Below are 19,905 nucleotides of genomic sequence, written 5' to 3' on the forward strand. Positions count from 1 at the left end.
GCTAACAATCAACAGACTGCATTTCTATTTTCAACGCCGCTTCAACTCTTTGATACTCGGCCTCAACCTGTTCTAAAAGCGCGCAGGCCGGATCAGGTAAAGGCTGGTTAGCATTCGTTCCGATGCGGCCCATGATTTCGAGTTCCTCGCACAGCTCAAACAAGCGAAAAGCACCGAGAGTACCGCTAATCGACTTTAAAGAGTGAGCCGATCGCCGCAAAGCCAGCGGATCAGCGTTGCACAGAGCCATAGAGATGCCTCGCAGCAGTTCGGGAGCTGTTTCGAGGTAAATCTCGATCGCCTCGTCCAAAGCTTCCACTTCTCGCAGTCCCTCTATAATCTTGCCACTCAGGGAATCGTGGCTCTGTGACAAAGCCCGATCGAGATTTGATGCACCCCAATCGACGACTGCCGGCGAATTGGGAATTGTCTGTTGTGGATTTCCTGCAACAGCCACATTCGATCGCCCCTCCCATTCACTCGTTCCTTCGATCTGTTCCGCCGGGGCATCCAAACAAACAATCGGCTGCAGACGATCGAATGCGGAGTTCGATGGAGATTTACACGCGAGCAAAGCTCGCACCAACTGGTCAATGGCGATCGGCTTGCTCAAATAGTCGTCCATCCCCGCAGCCATACACTCTTCGCGATCGCCCTGCATCGCATTTGCCGTCATCGCCACAATCCAAGGTCTCGTCGATTTTCGATTTTCGATTTTCGATTTTCGCTTGTTAGATTCCTCATCACTCAATTTTCGATTTTCGATTTTCGATTTTCGATGATTAGATTGCTCATCAGTTGCGGAAACTTCTGATTCTCCGGTGTGATTTTCTAAAGTTAAATCTGCTGAAAATTGCTCGCGGATGCGGCGGGTAGTTTCTAGTCCGTCCATTTCCGGCATTTGCACATCCATCAGCACCACATCGTAAGGCTGGCGGCGCAAAGCTTCGAGCACTTCGATACCGTTTCCCGCCACATCCGCGCGATACCCCATCCGCTGTAAAATTTGCAAAGCCACCTTCTGATTCACCAAATGATCGTCAGCCAACAGAATCCGCAGGGGTAACTTCTCGGCCAGCGCGGGTATGCTTTGCAAGAAAGGCCCGCTAGTGCGCTGCCCTTTAAATTCAGTTGTCTGTTCTCCAAAAATATTGATTAAAACATTGTAAAGCTGAGATTGTTTGATGGGTTTATTCAAAAAAGCAGCAAAATCCATCTCCATAGCAGGGGGATTAATTTCTTGCCTGCCGATCGAAGTTAGCATCACTAACGGCAACTTTTCGCAATCAGGGTACCGGCGAATTTGCGCCGCTAAAGCTAACCCGTCCATTTCCGGCATTTGCATATCCAAAACTGCCAAGTCAAACATCTCTTTAGCAGCCAGCCAATCTAAAGCCAAACGAGCCGAAGCTGAAGCCGTAGCCACCATTCCCCAAGACTGAGCTTGGAGAGTCAAAATTCTGCGGTTGGTAGCATTGTCATCGACAATTAAGACTCGCTTGCCAGCTAATTCAGGTTGAGAATTGCTCAAGTTAACTGGTAAGGAATTCTTGCAGCCAGAAACGATCGTACTGAAATAAAAAGTAGAGCCAACGGATTTCATATTTTGGCCGATCGGCTTGTTGCTGAGTACAGGTTTGCCATAGCTATATTTTTCGGCAATTTCGCAAGATTCTCCCCATCCCAAATCAAAAATTGCCGATGATCTAAACTCTGCTGGAGGATTGCCCGCCACACTACCCATACTTTCTACCCACATCCGGCCGCCCATCATTTCGGCCAAACGCTTGCTAATTGCCAAACCCAATCCGGTACCGCCGTACTGCCTGCTCGTTGAAGAATCAACCTGGCTGAAAGATTTAAATAGCCGATCCATGCGATCGCTCGGAATGCCGATACCGGTATCTTTGACAGCAAAATGTATTTCGTATGCTGGGTTAATTGCTACCGGTTCGCCAGCAATTAATGGCGGTTCTTTAGCGTTAGCCGCCGGCACTGAAATCTTTTTGGCAGTCACCGAAACCACCACTTCTCCAGCGTCGGTAAATTTAACAGCATTACTGAGCAAGTTGATTAAAATTTGCCTCAAACGGGTACTGTCGCCGATCGCCGTTGCGGGTACTGTACGATCGATCAAGTAACCCACTTCGAGTTGTTTTTCTGCCACCTTGGCGGCTACCAAGTCTAGAGATTCCTCAATACAAGTGCGGATGTCAAACGGATGTTCCTCCAAGTCCAATTTGCCCGACTCTATTTTCGAGAAATCTAGAATATCGTTGATCAGCGTCAGCAAGGCATCGCCACTGCTGCGGATAGTTTCTACAAAATCGCGCTGTTCGCGAGTTAAGGGGGTATCTAGCAGCAAACCAGTCATGCCGATGACTCCATTCATCGGAGTGCGAATTTCGTGGCTCATGGTGGCTAAAAATTCGCTTTTGGCTCTAGTAGCCGCCAGTGCTTGATCGCGAGCTTTTGCCAAATCTACGTCTGTTTGCTGACGTTCGAGTTCGCTTCCCACCCACTGAGCCATCAGTTTCACCAACTCTCTGTCTACAACTCGGAACGGTTCTGTCACAGGAGTCGGAGAAAAGAAGCACAGGGTGCCGTAAACTTCGCCTCCCACCGTGACGGGAATGCCCATGTAAGCTTCGATGGGGAAGGCTCGATCGTCAATGTTGAAGGAAAAACCCGAAAATCTCACCGACTCAAAGTAAATCGGTTCTTTTGCCATTGCCGTAGCGACGCAGAAAGTTTTTTCCAGATCATAGATTTGGTCTTTGACGATCGACCCGTCGGGACACTCAACAGCCATGATTTGATAGTTGTCGCCTTGAATGCAGGACAAAATTCCCACGGACAGGCCTAAATGCCGACATCCCATCGCCAGCAGTTCTTGGAGGCGCAAATCAAAGGTAGAGAGGTGGTTGAGCGGGTCTGTACGGGGAGCCGAAGTCACTTGGTACAAAGCTTTGATTGCAGCTTCGCTTTCTCGCAGTTCTTGTTCTGTTTGCTTCCGCACGCTGATGTCGCGGGAAATGCCGATAATTTCTTGCACTTCGCCGGTTTGGGGATCGGTGATGGTGCGGCCGGTGGTTTCAAACCAAATGTATTTGCCGTCTTTGCGGCGGATGCGGTAGCTGACGGTGTAAGTCACCGGAAGAGCCAGGACTTTCCAGTGAGCTTTGGCAATTGTTTCTAAATCGTCGGGGTGAAAATAATCGTTGGGGACGCCGCCGATGAGTTCCGAAGGTTCGTATCCCAGCAAAGCCCGGCTGGCGGGCGAGACGTAAATAAACACGCCTTTGGGGTCGTGTCTTGTGATCATGTCGGTTGAGTTTTCGGCCATCAACCTATAGCGGTCTTCGCTTTCATTACGTTCGACTTGAGAATTGCCCAATGCTTCTAGCATTCGGTTGATGGCGTCGGCCAAGCTGGCGAGTTCATCTGCTCCGGCCATCTGAACTCTCAAGCTTGGGTCGCCGTTGGCTGCGATGTTGCTGACGCTGGTGCTCAAGGAAGCCAATCTCGCTAAGACTAATTTTTCTAGCAACAGCAGGGTGATGGCGCTAAATATTAAACCTACTGCCAGTATTGATAAGGTAAACAGCTCCAAGGTAGCCTGACCTTGGCCGTAGATGATGCGATCTGTCTCTACTCGCAGCAGCAGCGCTAGGTTGCCGTGGATGTCGCGAATCAGGGCGTATCCTGCGACTAAGCTGTCGCTGAGTGGCTCGACTAAAATTTCTACTGATTTGAGGTTGGAAATTTTGAGTTTGACATTTTCCAACTCCTGCCTCGATCGAGCCAGCGCCTTGGCGCTGTACCCGGAGTAGTTCGCGGCTCCAACTTTAAAATCTAAACTCGGCAATCTAAAATCCACTGACAGGTGAGTCAGTTCTGAAAGCAAACCGATTTCGCTGCTGTCGAGGTAGCGTCCCAAGATCAGCGTCCCACGCGGCGGGCCTTGAGCGTTGCTGTTCAAGATGGGCTTGGAGGCAATCAGCAGCCTGGCTTCTGGCAGGGTGAGGACGCCTGTTTTGTTGGGGCCGGAGCGATCGCCAGGGACTGTCGATGAGTCTATTAGTGCCTCGGTCAAGTGCTGTTTTAAGCTTTCGGGAATCGGGATTTCGGTTTTGGATTTCAGGTCGAAACCTTTACTGAAGATCGTCTTACCGTTGGAGTCAAGCAACACCAATAAGTTTAGTCTCAAGTAAATAAATGTCGAATCGACGAAATTTGACTTGACAAAATTTTCGTTCCGTGTTTCGACGAAAGAGTAAGTATCGTCCCACTCGGCGTAATCTTGGGCGCTGGTGTCTAAATTCGACAAGTCATCATCTAATGCGTCCAAAGCCCGTGCGACATCCTGGCGGACGTACTGTGCCTCCAGGTTGTGAAAATCATGCAGCAAAATAGTTGATGCAGTGGCATAGAGAACCACAATCAGGCTGATCAGCGCTGCACCGATGATTAATAGTGTTTTTTTTCGGAGTTGCATGGCGTCGCCCTCCTCACGGTGCTACTAGGCAACTAGCCAGGAGAGGTTTGAGACGTAGGTTGTTTAGCATTGGCGATCGCAGGGCCTGCGTGTTTGGACTGTTCTGGGGTGACTGGGCAAAGCCCTTGGTATTTCCAAGGTATCCGGTATGTTGCCCCCCACAGTCAGTGTAGTATTTTCACAGCTTTAGTTCCCTATTATGCACAACCTATGACCTACAATTTATAATCTGACGATCGGCATCTTCAAAATAAACCGCCGATCGAACTCAAAAAAGTTTGCGTTTGATACTGACGCAGCCAGGGAAGCGGGCGGTTGGCATAATAGGCGTGCTGGGTTGAGAACTCTCACTATTATTGTACCTAAAAAATATTGAGGAGAGAGCGGACTGGCGCGCCGACTTGCGCCTGCCAAAACGTTCTCATTCCCATAGCTGTTTTTTTAATTTTTGTCGTTACTATAGCAATCGTTGCAGGAGTAGTGGAATAAGCCCAAAAGCCTATCCAGTCTAGAAGCTTGAACCGCGTTCAACAATTGTGATAGCACAGGCAATGAATATCCGGCGACTTTTCATTTACATCCGCAAATAAAATATACAAAAATCAAAAAAAGCAGCTTTTCACTTTTTTATTTTAAATTAATCCAAACTGCTAATTAAAATGTATAAATCCACAGTTTGCACAATCCTCAACAAACGGGTAGGAACGGGTTTACCCATAACATTATTCAACAGTACCAACAAACTAATAAAAACCCGTTCCCACTCCCGGAGCAAATCCTTTACTAACATTATAGCAATCCTAAATCATTATCATGATTGTGATACAATTATATGCAATACTCGATCGTGACCATAAAAAAATGAATAACTTACAACTGCAACAAAAAGATAGGCAAAAAGAAATAGATTGTTTAGAATCTTTCATTAAAAGCGATATAGATGCCAGAGAACTAAAACGAGCAATAGCTGTAAGGATGGCGCTCTCAGGTAATATCTACCATGAGATCAGCAAAATTTTAGGTGTAAGTAATTTTTTTATTGGTTATTGGAAAAAACAATTTAAAACCAAAGGCATCGCCGGAATCAAACTAGGACATAAAGGGTCAAAAGGGTATTTAACAGCTCTACAAAATACTGAAGTAATCGAGTGGTTAAGAAATAAAGAATATTGGAATTTAGATGAGCTAGTTACTTATTTAGAACAAGAATTTGGTGTGATATATAAATCAAAACAGAGTTACTATGAACTTTTTGACCGGGCGAAAATTAGTTGGAAAAAAACTCAAAAAATTAATCCTAAATTTGATAAAGAACTGGTAAAAAAAAAGACGGAAGAAATTAACGATATTTTATTTAAAAACAAGGCTGGTATAGAGTCTGGGGAAATAATAGTATTGTTTTTAGATGAATGTCATCTACTTCATGGTGATCTGACTGGTTATGTTTGGGGTCAATCCCAAATCCGAATTGAAGTCCCAATTACCAATGAAAAAGATAGACAAACTTATTTTGGCGCACTCAATTATCAAAGCAAAGAATTCCATGTTCAGAGCCATCCATCTGGTGATGGAAAATCAACAGTTAAATTCATAAAATACTTACAAGATAAATATAAAAATCGCAAGATTATCTTGATTTGGGATGGAGCTAGTTATCATAAATATGGAGAATTTAGAGACTTTTTATTAGAACTCAATGCTGCCAAAGAACCTGCTAATTGGTCAATTACTTGTATTTTATTTGCTCCCAATGCTCCCCAACAGAACCCCGTTGAAGATATTTGGTTACAAGCTAAAAACTTTTTAAGAAAGTATTGGTATTTATGTAGGTCTTTTAAGATTGTCAAGTTTCTGTTTGAGTTTTTTACTAACGAACATAAATTTGATTTCCCCAAAATACGTCAATATACTTACACACAGAAAATCATTTAGGATTGCTCTAGATATAGAAAATCATTTAGGATTGCTATAGTGCCTGATATTAGTAGAAACTCACATCAGGCACTATCTGCAATCCGATCGCAACAGAAGTCTTGTTTATCGGATGACGGCTAAAGCACCGGCGCCTGCTGCTGCTGCTGCCGAAGTAAGAGCGGTGAAAAACAGCCACCAAGAAGCAACTTCTGCTGCTTTCCGAGTTTCTTCGGCTTGTTTTTCAGCTTGCACTTTGATGCTTTCGAGGCGAAGCTGCGCTTCTTGCTGCAAGCGTTCTGCTCTTTGCAAGACGCTGTTGCGGCTTCTTTCAATTTGGTCGATCAAGCGGTTGGCATCTGCTTCGGAAATGTCATCGCGCGAACTCATTAGTGCTACTAAAGTATCGCGGTTGAAATGACCAAGCCGATCGCGCAAAGCATCAAATCCGGCTTGCGGATCGTCAAATAACTTCCGCACGTCCCGCGTAATTCCTTCGTAGTTAAGTTCAGGGCGATCGAGCGAATTGAGGTAATCCCGAATTTTTCCGAGAATCCCGTCAATTACCGACTGAATACCCTCTTGTATTTTCTGAATTTGCATTGCGAACTCGTCGCGCACCGACAAAATTCCATCGACAATGCGATTGGCTTCTGCTTCAGAAATATCCGGCCGCTGAGACAGCAGAGAAACAACTGTAGCTCGATCGATGTGTGACAAGCGCTCGCCCAAACTGTAAGCGCCGACTTTCGGGTCATGCAGCAGCAGTTGCAAGTCGCGCTTGATGGCGTCGGGATTTAATTCATCCTTGCCGGTATTACGCAAATAATCTTGTAAAACACTCTGAAAATCCTGCACTTGGCTTTGCATCCGCTTTGCCAAACGGCGCGGCGCTTTCACAATCGAGCCCAGGGTTTCCTGCACTTGGTCAATAATTTGATTGACTTGTTGCTCGCTCAAATCTTGTCTCTGAGAAAGCAGTTTTACCAAAGTATCGCGATCGACTTGAGACAGGCGGCCCCGCAGCGCTAAAGCTCCTTCTTTGGGATTTTCCAGCAGTTTTGTCAAATCCCGCTTAATCCCTTCTGGATTGAGTTCTGATTTGCCCGTATTGCGGAGGTAATCTGCAAGGGCGGTTGTTGTATTGTCGTACTGATCCTTAGCTTTTTCCGCCAACTTTTGCGGCGTATGCAGCGCGCTGTGCCAAGTTTCTTCAGTGCTGTCGAGAAGCTGATTTACTTGGTCTTCGCTGAGGTCTTTCCGCTGAGATAGCAATTTTACCAAACTTTGGCGATCGAACCTAGAAGCTCTAGCTCTCAACGCCCACATTCCCGCTTCCGGGTTGTCCAGCAGCGTTTTGAAATCGCGCTTGATGCCTTCGGGATTGAGTTCTTCTTTGCCCGTAGACTTCAAGTATTCTTGTACTCTTTGCCACTGGTTGTCTAGTCGGGCTTGCGCTGCTTCTTGCAGACCTTTAGCATCTGCTAAAACTACCTCTCGCGTCCTTTCCAACTCTTGAACAATCTGTTCTACCTCCTGGAATCCGAAGTTTTCGCGACCTCGGAGAATTTGCACAAAACTGTCGCGGGTGTAAGGAGAAAGCCGATCGCGCAACTGTTCGTAACTAGCGTCGGAATCCTCTAAGATTTTTTTGAAATCCCTCCCGATACCTGCTGCTGTCAGTTCTTCTTTCGGCGTCAGCTTCAAATAAGTTTCCAGTCGCCACTGCAAATCGCGAGCTTTTTCTTGCTCCTCAGCAAAGATTACGGTTTGTAAAACGCGCTGTCTAATTGCTTCTAATTCCTGGGAAATTTGTTTAATTTTGTCTTGGGTAAAAACGCCTCGACTGGCCAGAGTTTCCTCAAAATTTGCCTGTTTGAGTTTTTCTAATTCGCGGCGCACAGTTCCTGGATTGGCCGTAGGATCGTAGAGCACGTCACGAAATTCGCGCTCGATCGCTTGCGGGTTCATCTGCCACGAATAAGTGTTGAGTAGGTAGTTTTCTACGTCGGCACGAATTGGGCTGTAAGTTACGGGTTCGCCTTTGACTTGAGCGGTAACTTTATCAGTTTGCTGGCTAACTTTGTCTTTAGCTGCTTTAAGCTGACCGACTACTTTTTCAACATCGAAGTCGGACATATCCGTGCGACCCAATACTATTCCCATTAAAGCATTGACTGCCATTGTCGTTGCTTGGTTCATCATGGTCGGGCTTTGTCCCGAATTTTGACCACCGCCCAGATTGCTGAGGGCTTTTTCTACCCTACTTGCCAATGTATCTGAGACCAAATCTCCCGATTTTGCAGATTTGAGGTAGTCTACTAATTGGGCGATGCCGTCTGATTGCTGCCCTTGTTTTCCTACTTGTTTCCAAGCATCTTGAAGTTGGTCTACAATCCGGTTTACGTCGCGTTTTGATAAGTCCGATCGCGAACTTACTAAATCTACGAGAGTTTGCCGATCGAGATTCGGCAAATTTTCGGCCGCAATGGTTTTTAGTTGCGGATCATTAAGCAATTTTTCAAACTCGCTACGCATCCCTTTGATGTCTAATTCTGGCGGTTTGAGGCTTTGGATGTAGTCTTCGACGTTTTCGCGCAAGCTTGTGGGGTCGATCGCGCTACCCAGTTCATGGCCCACTGCTGCTGCTGCTGCTTTCGCTGTGGCGACGACTTGGTTGCTGGCTGCTTTGGCGCCGATGGCCGAGGCTGCGGTGCCGAGAATGGCTTGAAAGCCTGATGTGGCAGTGTTGACGACGGAACCGATCAGGGAACCGACGGTGGTGGAACTCACCCAGACAAGCATTGAGAAATAGGTGGCCCACACGACTAAACCGACGATCGCACCTAAACCGGGACTGCTAATCAAGCTAAGCTTAACTGCTAGCAAGCAAGCGAAGAATAAAGCGATGGTGACGGTGATTAGCGTCCAAGTACCTACCTTTCGACCGATGTGGCGGACTGGGGAGCTGCCGCTATCGGACTGGTGGCTGTCATCGTCGTGGGATTGTCCAATGTAGGAAAGGCCCGCTGCTACTGATAAATTTGTTAGCAAGAGTTGGAAAGCGCAGGCTAGTACGACTCCAGCTATCAAGGCGATAAAAAATTGCGGCCCGGAATAGAGGAGTGCTGCGTCTTCTGCTGTGTTTGTAGTAGTCTGCTGTACTGGCACTTGAGCCAGCCAGAAGCCGATGTTATACAGTTGTGGATTTATTGGCAAATTTTGATACATAGTATATTCCTCGTTAAGCAGTGGGTGCGCGCGCTCATTGGCGCAAGTTAACCAATGTATAGCTTTAGACTTATGCCCCCAATGGCAAGCATCGCCTTATTGACGAGCTAAAGCATCCCCCTACAGTTGGAAGTGTAGAAATATGTCTGCGGCCGGCTGTCACTTTAGGAAGATTTATGGTATGTAAGTCTGATTAAAAGAATCGCAAAGGAAAATCTTTGGTCGATCGATATTAAGAGTCGCACAGAAACCGAGACAAATTGTTCACAATTTCTCAACCAATGCCATAGCAAATTAGCTTTCAAGGAATTCGATCGTGCAGCGAGAAAGTCATGCAATTATTATTGGCGGCAGTTTAGCAGGACTGTTGGCCTCTAGAGTATTAGCAAAACACTTCGACCGAGTAAGTATTGTTGAACGAGATTTTTTTCCCGCACAACCCGCACCTCGCCCCGGTATTCCTCAATCTCGTCATCTTCACATCCTTTTAAATGGGGGGAAAATCATCCTACAAGAGTTGTTTCCCGGCTTGGAAAACGAACTGCTAGCTGCTGGTGCTCCTAGGTTAAATCCGAAGTCGATCGGGTGGTTTAGTCCGGCGGGTTGGGCCCCGCAATCTACCCCGGATCTAAATGATTTAATTATGTTCAGTCGGGATTTACTGGATTGGCAAATTCGCCGCCGGTTGGCTGAAAATACGAACGTGCATTTCCTCGAAGGAGGCACCGTAACGGGGTTGCTGGCGAATGCCTCGCGCGCCGAGGTTGCTGGTGTGTCGGTGCGTTTTCGCGCTCGCCACAACCCGGGTAACATCCATGCAGAGAATTTGTATGCAGATTTAGTAGTCGATGCTGGCGGCAAAGTTTCCAAAACACCTCAATGGTTGAAAAGTTTGGGCTATGAACCTCCGCAAGAAACCGCTATCAATGCTTTTGTCGGCTATGCCAGCCGCATCTATGAAGGCAGCGGTAAATTGTCAGACACTGCCCCAGTATTTGTGTCAACCGCACCGCCATTTCGCACCCGTGGCGGTGCAATTTTTCCGATCGAAGGCAATCGCTGGCTGGTGCTTCTCATCGGGGGCGATCGCGATTATCCCCCCGCAGACGAAGCAGGTTTTCTAGAATTTGCCCGCACTTTGCCAACCCCGACAATTTATGATGCAATTAAAGAGGCAGAAGCAATAACATCTGTTTATAGTTATCGAGGTACAGAAAACCGTTTGCGCCACTACGAACGCCTCCCTCGTTACCCTGAAAACTTAATAATTATCGGTCATGCACTTTGCGCTTTCAACCCGATATACGGACAGGGAATGACGGTTGCTGCACTGGATGCTCAGATGCTAGATAAATGTTTGCAAAAGCAAAGAAAGCGGTATCCAGAAGGCGAATTAACAGGCTTTGCACGACAATTTCAACAAAAACTAGCAAAATTACATACTATTCCGTGGATATTTGCCATCAGTCAGGATTCTCGCTATCCGGGAAGTGAAGGTGCAAAACTAAACCTCGCTACAAGGCTGACAATTGATTACATGGAGTTGGTGCTAAAAGCGCTTGTAGATGATGCTAAAGTTTGTCAAGCATTTTTGGAAGTTATGCACATGATTGAGTCGCCGGCTATACTTTTTCATCCCAGTATTGCGCTGAAGGCGATCGGGAAATTAGTCACGGTTCCGCAGAAAGGAGAATTAAGAGCAAAAGTTTATACAGAATCCGGTTAGTTTTGCCAATTCTATTTTTTCACCGCCGAGTAAGGAAGATAAAGGCAGATGAAATCCTATTCATCTGCCTTTATTTAAGCTGATATTATGTTCCCTGGAACCTGGATGATAAAAACCGTGACTTTTGCGACTGCGGTTTTCCGGTATTTTACGTAATTAAGATGGGGAAAATCCGATTGCATACCACAATTGTCGGTTTTTGAAATCAATCATTAGATTTATTGCAAAAAATGTTTTTAGTCACGACCTACCCACAGGACTCAAAAAACCTGTTTTTTTTACCCATATCCCTCGCGCTTCACGCTATAGAGTCGTAAAAAAAATCGGTTTTTGCATCGTAATATAGACTTGTGCAATTGTCACTTGCCAGCCAAACAATCTAATTGTTGTTGCATTTGGGTGGTAACTCGATTGAAACAAGCATCAACATAATCGCGATCGCGCGCCGCCTCCGAACCGTACTTCTCAAATACAATCGGTTCGCACACGCGAGTCCGAATTTGCACGGGTAGAGGCAGGTTTGGCAAAGGCCCAATACTCAATCCCCAAGGCAATCCCAAATACACCGGCAATACCACTGGATCGATGCCAAATAGCCACGGCATCCCCCATTCATGCAATTGCTTTGCTTCTTCGTATAAATCTGCCAAAACTATCAAAGTATCGTGGGCACCGTGCGATATAATTGGTACAATTGGCACTTCTTCTCGCAATGCTAATTTGATAAATCCCTTGCGTCCGGCAAAGTATATTTGATGCCGCAAATGATGGGGGCGAAAAACATCTTGGGCGCCGCCCGGATAGACGAGAACTGCGGCATTTTGGCGCAAAGCTGCGATCGCCATTTTCGGATGCGCCTTGAGTGCTCCACACTGAACCCCCATGCTAGCAATATCAGGAGAAACTTCCCAAACCCTGGGGTGCATCAATCCGTAGGCCAAGCGTTCGGTTCCGTACCTGCGGAACCATTCGTAGAGGAACATAAACATATCTGGAGCGGCGATTCCCCCGTTGTGAGAACCGACAACGAGCATTTTTCCGCTCGCGGGTACGTGGTGCCAGCCGTCGCTTTGTACGCGAAAATAGTAGCGATACAGCCACTCCCAGATTGGCAACAGAAGCTTAATGAAGTCGGGATTGCGATCGTCTAAAGATAGACCGTCAAAGGGATATTTAGAGGATTTGCCGTCTTTTTTGTTAGTAGTTTTTGTCACTGCAAAAATATTTAACACTTTGGTCATTGTATAGCAGAAAGAAAAAAGCTTTAGCTCTCGAAGAGAGAAGACTTTAGTTATTTCGGAAAGCAGGAAGCAGGGAGGAGATGAGTTTGGCTTTTACTCTCCTTGTGCGTGCAATGATCCCGATCGCCCTCCCACAAAAAGATTTTTTTTATCATTAATAGCCTCCCATTCCGCAGGAATTTACCGAATTAGTTTCAGCAATTGGAAACCTCATAAATATCGAGCGCGGTTGCTATAGCAATATAATTAAATCAGAATTGGCGCAAATATTGGGTTTCTGATTTAAGCGGGCTGGTTTTGTTCGGAGGTTTTGTGCTGGTTGTCTATTTTGTTGGCTAAACCCCCCCTTGTATCTTTAAACTGAGATGTTGCACCATTCTAAATAAGACTTTTATATGGAAAGGTCTCAGGAACAAAATCGTTTGGAAACAGCTAAAGTAACTGTCGCTGATCGCGCGGCGGCTTTAGCCACAAAAACACAACCCTACCTAAAGCCGATGGGTTTCCGTTTTGGAAGATTTTATCAAATTGAGGCCACCTATCGGGTCAATGCTAGCGATTTGCGCTGTTTGGCGCAATTTTAAGTAAGGTACGATCGGCAGTGGAGTTATGTGAGCGAGATCGAAGAACGGTATCCGGCTGGCGCACCCCACTACGACGAAGGGGTCGATCGTGCCAATCGCCTGTAACTCAGAATCTTGGAGTATCTCAAGCACCATCTCGGTCTGGAATCTGCCAAGAATTCACCTGAAATGTAGCCCCATATTACTAAACAGCAACAACTGACAGCTAAATGGTTTAACGAACACCTGACAAGATATTGACGGACAACACAGGACTTGGATTCCTAACAAACTGTCCGAGTCGGGGAACGGGAAAGCGGGAAAGTGAACAGTCAAGAGTCAACCGCTAAGAGTTTAAATGGGTGACACTCTCGCCTTCTCCCTCCCCCGCTCTGCCATAATGAGTCATTTATAGGCGTAGCAGCTTTATTGGTCTTCGCTCAACTCAGCAAATATTAAATTATATAAATAAAACTTGACTTGCGGTCATAAAAAAGTTACATAAAGCTTTTTCATGGAAGACAAATCGATTTTTTTGCTATATTGACCTGCAATTAAGATAATGATTGTGGTTAAGTGAGGAGTTGAACGGATGAAAAACTTGAATTGCTGGAACAAACCCGCCGCATTGCTGGGCGCGATCGCGATCGTAGCCGGAAGTTTGCAGGCGAATGCCATCGGTGTTGCTGCCCCATCAACATCCACTGTCAGTCAAGATGCTGAAAATATTTCCTTTGAAGATAGCGCCACGTTTCAAATAGCCCAGGCTGGCAACCTTTGCCGCAAAGTGACTCCCAAAGAAGGTTTGACGGTTCGTCAGAACCCAGACCCCAAATCCCCTAGAGTTGGCGGGGTACCACTTAACACGCAGGTAATGCTCTCCCAAGGCGCTAGTTCTGTTAAAGCCTCCGACGGTCGCCTCTGGATTCAAATTAGCGCTCCCGTCACAGGGTATGTGGCTAGCGGCTATCCCAACGACGAAAGTAATTTAGGTTCGTGCACAATTAGTCAAGCTCCTTCCCCAAGTCCGGCACCAGCACCAGCACCAGCGCCTGCACCAGCACCAGCGCCTGCACCAGCACCTACGCCAGCACCAACACCTACGCCAGCACCAACACCTACGCCAGCACCAACACCTACGCCAGCACCAACACCTACGCCAGCGCCAGCACCTGCACCTGCACCAGCAGCTACGCCAGCGCCAGCACCAGCACCAGCGCCAGCACCAGCACCAGCACCAGCACCAGCACCAGCGCCAGCACCAGCACCAGCGCCAGCACCAGCACCAGCACCAGCACCAGCGCCTGCACCAGAACCAGCACCAGCACCAGCGCCTGCACCAGCACCTGCAACGGGCCCCGTAAGTCTGTGCCGCCAAGTAGAACCTCGCGTAGCGCCGAGGGGTCTAGCTATCCGCACGGAGCCTTCAAAGACTGCTGCGGTTAAAGGTGGCGTAGCTGCTAACGGTCAAGTAACGCTTGTACCGAATTTCCAGTTAGTGAGAGATAAGAATGGAGAAGACCGCAATTGGGTTGAGATTTCAGCCCCTGTGGCCGGATTCATCTCGGCTGGAAATTTGATCATGTGCAAGTAAACTTGTGAGTTCGATCGCTCTTTTAGTCAAAAAGAGCGATCGACATCGACACCGAAAATAGTTTTAAGATTGTGGCGCAGCCGGGGAACAATGCGGAGCCCCGACTGCTTCCTGGACTTACGCATGAATAACTTATTTTTGTCGGGAAGCAGCGGTAGGGAATCTTTCTGGGCCTCTGTTTTTCGTCGGTGGCGTCAAGCCCTAGCTTGGTTCCTCGCAACGCACGCGGGATGGATGAATTTAAGCAAAAAGCCGATCGACCTTTCTACTGACAGCGCCCGCGGGCCCAATTTTGGTGTCCGCGATTTGGTTGACACTTCGATTGTCGGCCAATCCAGACAATTTCCCACTTATTTTGCCTGATTCTGAACTCAATGCGGTGTCGCATTGCAGCAAGAGAATCGTCAGCTAAACCGATGACTGTATGCACAATTACTGCTGCTTTTCGCGTCGGATATTCAACCGAAATTTGGTCGCTTTTTCTGCCTTCAGATTCTTGGTCACTGCTAAAGAGTTTTACTGCGAGATCTTTGGGATTGGAGACGGTAATTTTGCGATCGCCCAGGAACTGTTTGACGTTAATTGATTCGTAGTTCGCTCGGTCGGCGGGCTGCCCCATTGCTGCGATGGGAATTTGGATGCAGGTAAAAACAGCTAGGAGAAAGAGCGATCGCTTGAGACTTGATTTGTTCATTAGGCTTCAGATTGTGCCAAAAATTTTTGTCTCCGAGATGCGAAAGCCGCCAAGTCTGCCTCCGTGAATTGAGTTTGCTGCCACGAGGGGCGGGCAAGCAGGCGATCGCACCAAGCTTGAATTTTAGGATAGCCGTCTAGGGAAACATCAACCCAAGATAGCAAAGGCACGACAGTGCCGGCAACGCACTCGGCAAACGTGACACTGTTGCTAGCGAAAAAAGGGCGATCGTCCAGTAAGCCTTCAAAGAATTTCAACACAGTATTGACTTTTTCCTTAGCCTTTGCGATTTCCTGGGGTTGGGGAGTTCCCCATCCCATTTTTTCACTGCTTAGGGGGTAAAGTCCCGGCAGAAGTTCGTTAACCGTGACCAATTCTACCATCCTCACAACTGCCAAATCTTTCGGTTCTTTTGGCAGCATTGCCGGTTCGGGATACTTGGTTTCTAGATAATCAAGAATTGCTAGAGACTCGACGACAGTGAAGTCATCATCCACCAAAACAGGGATGCGGTGAAAAGGATTCATTGCCACAAATTCTGGATCTAAGTGATCGCCGTCCAAGTGGATTTCTACTAATTCAAAGTCGAGGTTTTTTTCGATGAGGGCTACCCACGCGCGGCGGGAGTTGGGGGAAATGGGAGTGTGGTAAAGTTTCATGGCAGGTGGGGGTGGTTATTCCAAGGTAATAAAAGCCACATTTTGATTATGCACTTAGGCGGATCAGTTTTTGCTGCCTTCTCTCAAAGTTATTCGAGAGCTTGTCGGAAATTACTCTGATCCTTTTACAGGCTTCCTCCGCCGTCATCGCCTCGCTAGTTTCCCACTCTGCAAAAGTCACTTCTAGGGCTTCAAATAGCGCTTGTTCATAAGCGATATTTTCCCGTCCAGTATTCTGAGCTAAACTTGTCGTCATGTCTGCGAGGAGAAGCTCTAAAAATTTAATATCATTCCCTAGATCGGCAGCCTCATCCTCATCTACATCTTCTATTACTTGCCAACGTTCTTTATAGGCATTTATTTGATGTTCAATGGCTTTTATAATAAATCTTAAATCTTTAAATGATAGATTCATATTATTTCCATTCCCAAGGAGGAATATTTAGAAATCCCTAACTAGGCAGTTGCTTGAAGAAGCATATCCTCTACTTGTCTAATTTGCTCCCAATCAATTTCTGCCACCCAAAGACTTTCCTCTTCAGAATATTGCACCACGCCATCTACTTCTAATTCTTCGCTATAGAGGGTGAGCAATTGACCATTTTGCAATTTAATATTTTGGCGACTCAAATCTTCAATTGTACCCACACAATTCAGACGAAGGCGACTCTGTTCATCAGCATTATGAAAGTCTGCAAAGATTCTAGGAGAACTCATATTTTTTACTACACTTAAGATGAATTTTTTGATGGGGGGAGTTACGCAACTGACTCACTTAGATGAGCTTGTAGGGTGCGTCAGACGAAGTGATGGATTAATATAACCAAGGTTTGAGGGTCTGACGCACCCTAATCTATGTGCCAGTTGCCTAAGTCCTAGATGGGTTAGGAATCGTTGGTATCAGCAGAAGACTTGTTTTTTCTGGTGTTAAGCCAGTCAGAGTTGCATGATTTAAACTTCTGCCAGAAGTACGGATGACATCTCCACCTTCCGAGCGAACCTTACTCACTGTGGTAAGACCAACTTGTCCATGAGGGATTGCTAATGCTAATTCTGCTACAGACAATTCTACTGCACATTCTACAGAAATTCCCGTGATGCCGCTGGGGTGGGTTCCTATAGCACGTTGAATATCTTCTGGATGATTACGACCACCACGAACTACTAAGGCTTCGTTGGGAATTATCTCTACATTTGTTTTAGTCATGTTCAAATTTGATTAAAATTTCTAGTTTTAATGTCACCGCAGGGTTGGGCTATTAGGTTGTGACCTTGCGTTTTGAGTAAAAAAATATATTATTTAATATCTCTGAAAAAAGTATTTAACTTATCTTCAGAGTTAAAGTCATGCGTACGCTAAAAGCACTTCCAAATATAACAGGGCGGACATTATTGCCCGCCCCATCAAACTAGCGATTAGTCATCAAACGATCGACTTAGTAATCGAAGTCGCCGCCGCCCATGCCGCCGCCAGCGCCAGCTGCAGCAGCGCCATCCTTCGGTTCAGGCTTGTCAACGACGATACACTCGGTTGTCAGCACCATACCAGCAATAGATGCGGCATTTTGCAGAGCAGAACGAGTCACCTTCGCAGGGTCAACAATACCAGCTTCAAACATATCGACAAACTCATTTGTCGCTGCGTTGAAACCAACGTTGAACGGCTTTTCTTTGACGCGCTCAGCAATCACAGCGCCATTCAAACCAGCATTTTCAGCAATCCGCTTCAGAGGAGCAGCCAAAGCCCGTGCCACAATCAAAGCACCGGTCAATTCTTCGCCCTTCAGGCTGCTGTTAGCCCACTCTTCCAATTGAGGAGTCAGGTGAGCCAAAGTTGTACCGCCACCAGGAACAATTCCTTCTTCTACAGCAGCTTTGGTTGCGTTGATCGCATCTTCAAGACGCAGTTTGCGATCCTTCATTTCTGTTTCGGTAGCCGCGCCAACTTTGATGACTGCGACACCGCCAGCCAATTTGGCCAAACGTTCTTGCAGCTTTTCTTTGTCGTAGGAAGACTCGGTTTCGTCCATTTGACGGCGAATTTGTTCGCAGCGGGACTTGACGGCGGCTTCGTTACCTTCGGCAACAATTGTGGTGCTGTCTTTGGTGATGGTGATGCGGCGAGCTTTGCCGATCATGTCGAGCTTGGTGTTTTCCAGTTTCAAACCGGCATCTTCGGTGATTAGTTGACCGCCGGTCAATACGGCGATATCTTCTAACATGGCTTTGCGTCGATCGCCAAAACCGGGTGCTTTAACAGCAGTCACGTTCAACACACCGCGCAGTTTGTTGACAACGAGGGTAGCTAAAGCTTCTTTCTCAATGTCTTCTGCAATGATCAACAGCGGGCGGCCGGAACGAGCTACTTGTTCGAGCACGGGTACTAAATCTTGTACCAGAGCAATTTTCTTGTCTGTCAGCAAGATGAACGGTTCTTCTAGAATCGCTTCCATCCGTTCGGTGTCGGTGACGAAGTAGGGAGAAATGTAGCCTTTGTCGAAGCGCATCCCTTCGGTGATTTCCAATTCGGTGGTCATAGACTTCCCTTCTTCCAGGGAAATCACGCCTTCTTTGCCCACCTTGTCCATTGCGTTAGCAATCATTTGACCGACTTCATCGTCGTTACCAGCAGAGATGGAGCCGACTTGAGCGATCGCTTTGGAATCTTCTACTTGTTTGGCGTGTTCGGCAATTTTTTCTACCAAAAACGTGGTTGCTTTGTCAACACCGCGTTTGAGGGCGATCGCATTTGCGCCGGCTGCTACGTTACGCAGACCTTCTTTGACCATTGCGTGAGCCAAAACGGTAGCAGTTGTGGTACCGTCGCCTGCTGCGTCGTTGGTTTTGGAAGCTGCTTGACGAATTAGAGCAACGCCTGTATTTTCTACATGGTCTTCTAGTTCGATTTCTTTGGCGATGGTTACGCCGTCATTGACGATCTGAGGAGCTCCGAATTTCTTTTCGAGAACCACGTTACGGCCTTTGGGGCCGAGGGTTACGGCCACTGCTTCGGCCAAAATGTCCATACCGCGTTCGAGGGCGCGACGTGCATTTTCGTTGTAGATAATACGCTTAGCCATAGTTTTTGGGGATGAGAGGGTTTGAGATTTTGGATTGGGGATGATGGATTTTAGTCATTTGTCCCGTGTCATTAGTTGTTTGGCGGCGTTCGCTTTAAACTAATGACTGATGACTAAGGACTGATGACTGATGACTAATGATTAATTAGTTAACGATCGCCAGAATGTCTTTTTCTGCAAGCAAGACGTATTCATCGGTGCCGAGTTTGATGTCGGTGCCGGCGTACTTCGAGTAGAGAACTTTGTCGCCGACTTTGACTTCCATTTCAGTGCGGCTGCCGTCGTCATTGCGCTTGCCGGGGCCCACAGCCGCGACTTCGCCTACTTGGGGCTTTTCCTTAGCTGTGTCGGGCAGAAGGATGCCGCCGGCGGTTTTTTCTTCGCTAGCGCTTACTTTCACGAACACGCGCTCGCCTAACGGTTTAACGGTAGAAACACTCAGTGATACTGCTGCCATAAATAAATCTCCAGATTACAGATCCTAGTCAGTCAGCGGTCAGGGTCGCTATAAAAGCAACAGCCGACTGCTTACAACTGACATATTAGCACTCTCGACTCCTGAGTGCTAATTTAGCTTTAGTCAGGGGCGATCGCAACTTAGTTGTCAGTACGGGTTCCCGAACAGAAAATGAGTTGGAGGGAAGCAGAGGGGGGAGTCGGGGCTGTGGTGATGACTTTAGACCGCTAACCAATTACTTTTGACTGATG

The 19,905-nt window shown here is 47.0% G+C and carries 15 protein-coding genes; 3 read left to right on the forward strand and 12 right to left on the reverse strand.

The genetic code is table 11. The features are described 5' to 3' along the window. Position 1: 1 nt before the first annotated feature. Together D0A37_RS01675 and D0A37_RS01680 are read right to left on the reverse strand one after the other, a co-directional pair. Positions 2-4,498 carry a response regulator gene (locus D0A37_RS01675; protein ID WP_242720374.1) on the reverse strand — a complete coding sequence of 1,499 codons (4,497 nt, stop codon included), beginning with the start codon at positions 4,496-4,498 and terminating at the stop codon, positions 2-4. A 637-nt stretch (positions 4,499-5,135) separates the two neighbouring features. Continuing rightward, entirely contained in the window at positions 5,136-5,288 is a 153-nt protein-coding gene (locus D0A37_RS01680) for a hypothetical protein (RefSeq protein ID WP_242720376.1), read from the reverse strand. 71 nt (positions 5,289-5,359) lie between these two features. Between D0A37_RS01680 and D0A37_RS01685 the strand changes: the two genes are divergently transcribed. Continuing rightward, positions 5,360-6,430 carry an IS630 family transposase gene (locus tag D0A37_RS01685; protein WP_242717882.1) on the forward strand — a complete coding sequence of 357 codons (1,071 nt, stop codon included), beginning with the start codon at positions 5,360-5,362 and terminating at the stop codon, positions 6,428-6,430. 105 nt (positions 6,431-6,535) lie between these two features. Here D0A37_RS01685 and D0A37_RS01690 read toward each other — a convergent pair whose 3' ends face one another. Continuing rightward, positions 6,536-9,640: an MFS transporter gene (locus tag D0A37_RS01690; protein WP_242720378.1), complete on the reverse strand. Its 3,105-nt coding sequence runs from the start codon at positions 9,638-9,640 to the stop codon at positions 6,536-6,538. 316 nt (positions 9,641-9,956) lie between these two features. Between D0A37_RS01690 and D0A37_RS01695 the strand changes: the two genes are divergently transcribed. Next, the gene (locus tag D0A37_RS01695; protein WP_242720380.1) at positions 9,957-11,366 is read left to right on the forward strand and encodes an NAD(P)/FAD-dependent oxidoreductase; all 1,410 of its coding nucleotides are present in this window, start codon (positions 9,957-9,959) and stop codon (positions 11,364-11,366) included. 359 nt (positions 11,367-11,725) lie between these two features. Here D0A37_RS01695 and D0A37_RS01700 read toward each other — a convergent pair whose 3' ends face one another. Continuing rightward, positions 11,726-12,607, reverse strand: a complete 882-nt coding sequence (locus D0A37_RS01700) for a lysophospholipid acyltransferase family protein (RefSeq protein WP_242720382.1) — start codon at positions 12,605-12,607, stop codon at positions 11,726-11,728. Between the two features lie 488 nt (positions 12,608-13,095). Beyond that, complete coding sequence (locus D0A37_RS01705; protein ID WP_242720384.1) at positions 13,096-13,326, reverse strand: hypothetical protein; 231 nt, start codon at positions 13,324-13,326, stop codon at positions 13,096-13,098. A gap of 436 nt (positions 13,327-13,762) precedes the next feature. On the opposite strand from D0A37_RS01705, the gene D0A37_RS01710 reads away from it, so the two are divergent. After that, positions 13,763-14,764: an SH3 domain-containing protein gene (locus D0A37_RS01710; protein WP_242720386.1), complete on the forward strand. Its 1,002-nt coding sequence runs from the start codon at positions 13,763-13,765 to the stop codon at positions 14,762-14,764. A 265-nt stretch (positions 14,765-15,029) separates the two neighbouring features. Here the strand turns inward: D0A37_RS01710 and D0A37_RS01715 are convergent, their stop codons facing one another. The 7 genes from D0A37_RS01715 to groES form a co-directional block, all read right to left on the reverse strand. Further along, on the reverse strand, positions 15,030-15,458 hold the full coding sequence (locus tag D0A37_RS01715) for a hypothetical protein (RefSeq protein ID WP_242720388.1): 429 nt from the start codon (positions 15,456-15,458) through the stop codon (positions 15,030-15,032). Next, positions 15,458-16,117, reverse strand: a complete 660-nt coding sequence (locus D0A37_RS01720) for a glutathione S-transferase family protein (protein ID WP_242720391.1) — start codon at positions 16,115-16,117, stop codon at positions 15,458-15,460. The genes D0A37_RS01715 and D0A37_RS01720 overlap by 1 nt, the downstream gene beginning before the upstream one ends. Before the next feature lie 46 nt (positions 16,118-16,163). Beyond that, positions 16,164-16,532, reverse strand: a complete 369-nt coding sequence (locus tag D0A37_RS01725) for a hypothetical protein (RefSeq protein WP_242720393.1) — start codon at positions 16,530-16,532, stop codon at positions 16,164-16,166. Positions 16,533-16,573: 41 nt separating this feature from the next. Beyond that, a complete protein-coding gene (locus D0A37_RS01730; RefSeq protein WP_242720395.1) occupies positions 16,574-16,834 on the reverse strand; it encodes a hypothetical protein in 261 nt (86 codons plus the stop codon). A gap of 151 nt (positions 16,835-16,985) precedes the next feature. Beyond that, positions 16,986-17,324, reverse strand: a complete 339-nt coding sequence (locus tag D0A37_RS01735; protein ID WP_242720397.1) for a flavoredoxin — start codon at positions 17,322-17,324, stop codon at positions 16,986-16,988. Positions 17,325-17,553: 229 nt separating this feature from the next. Continuing rightward, entirely contained in the window at positions 17,554-19,197 is a 1,644-nt protein-coding gene (groL, locus tag D0A37_RS01740; RefSeq protein ID WP_015174510.1) for a chaperonin GroEL, read from the reverse strand. A 145-nt stretch (positions 19,198-19,342) separates the two neighbouring features. After that, a complete protein-coding gene (gene groES / locus D0A37_RS01745; RefSeq protein WP_006633072.1) occupies positions 19,343-19,654 on the reverse strand; it encodes a co-chaperone GroES in 312 nt (103 codons plus the stop codon). Positions 19,655-19,905: the final 251 nt, after the last annotated feature.

This window comes from Microcoleus vaginatus HSN003 (assembly GCF_022701255.1).
GTDB classification, from domain to species: Bacteria; Cyanobacteriota; Cyanobacteriia; order Cyanobacteriales; family Microcoleaceae; genus Microcoleus; species Microcoleus vaginatus_B.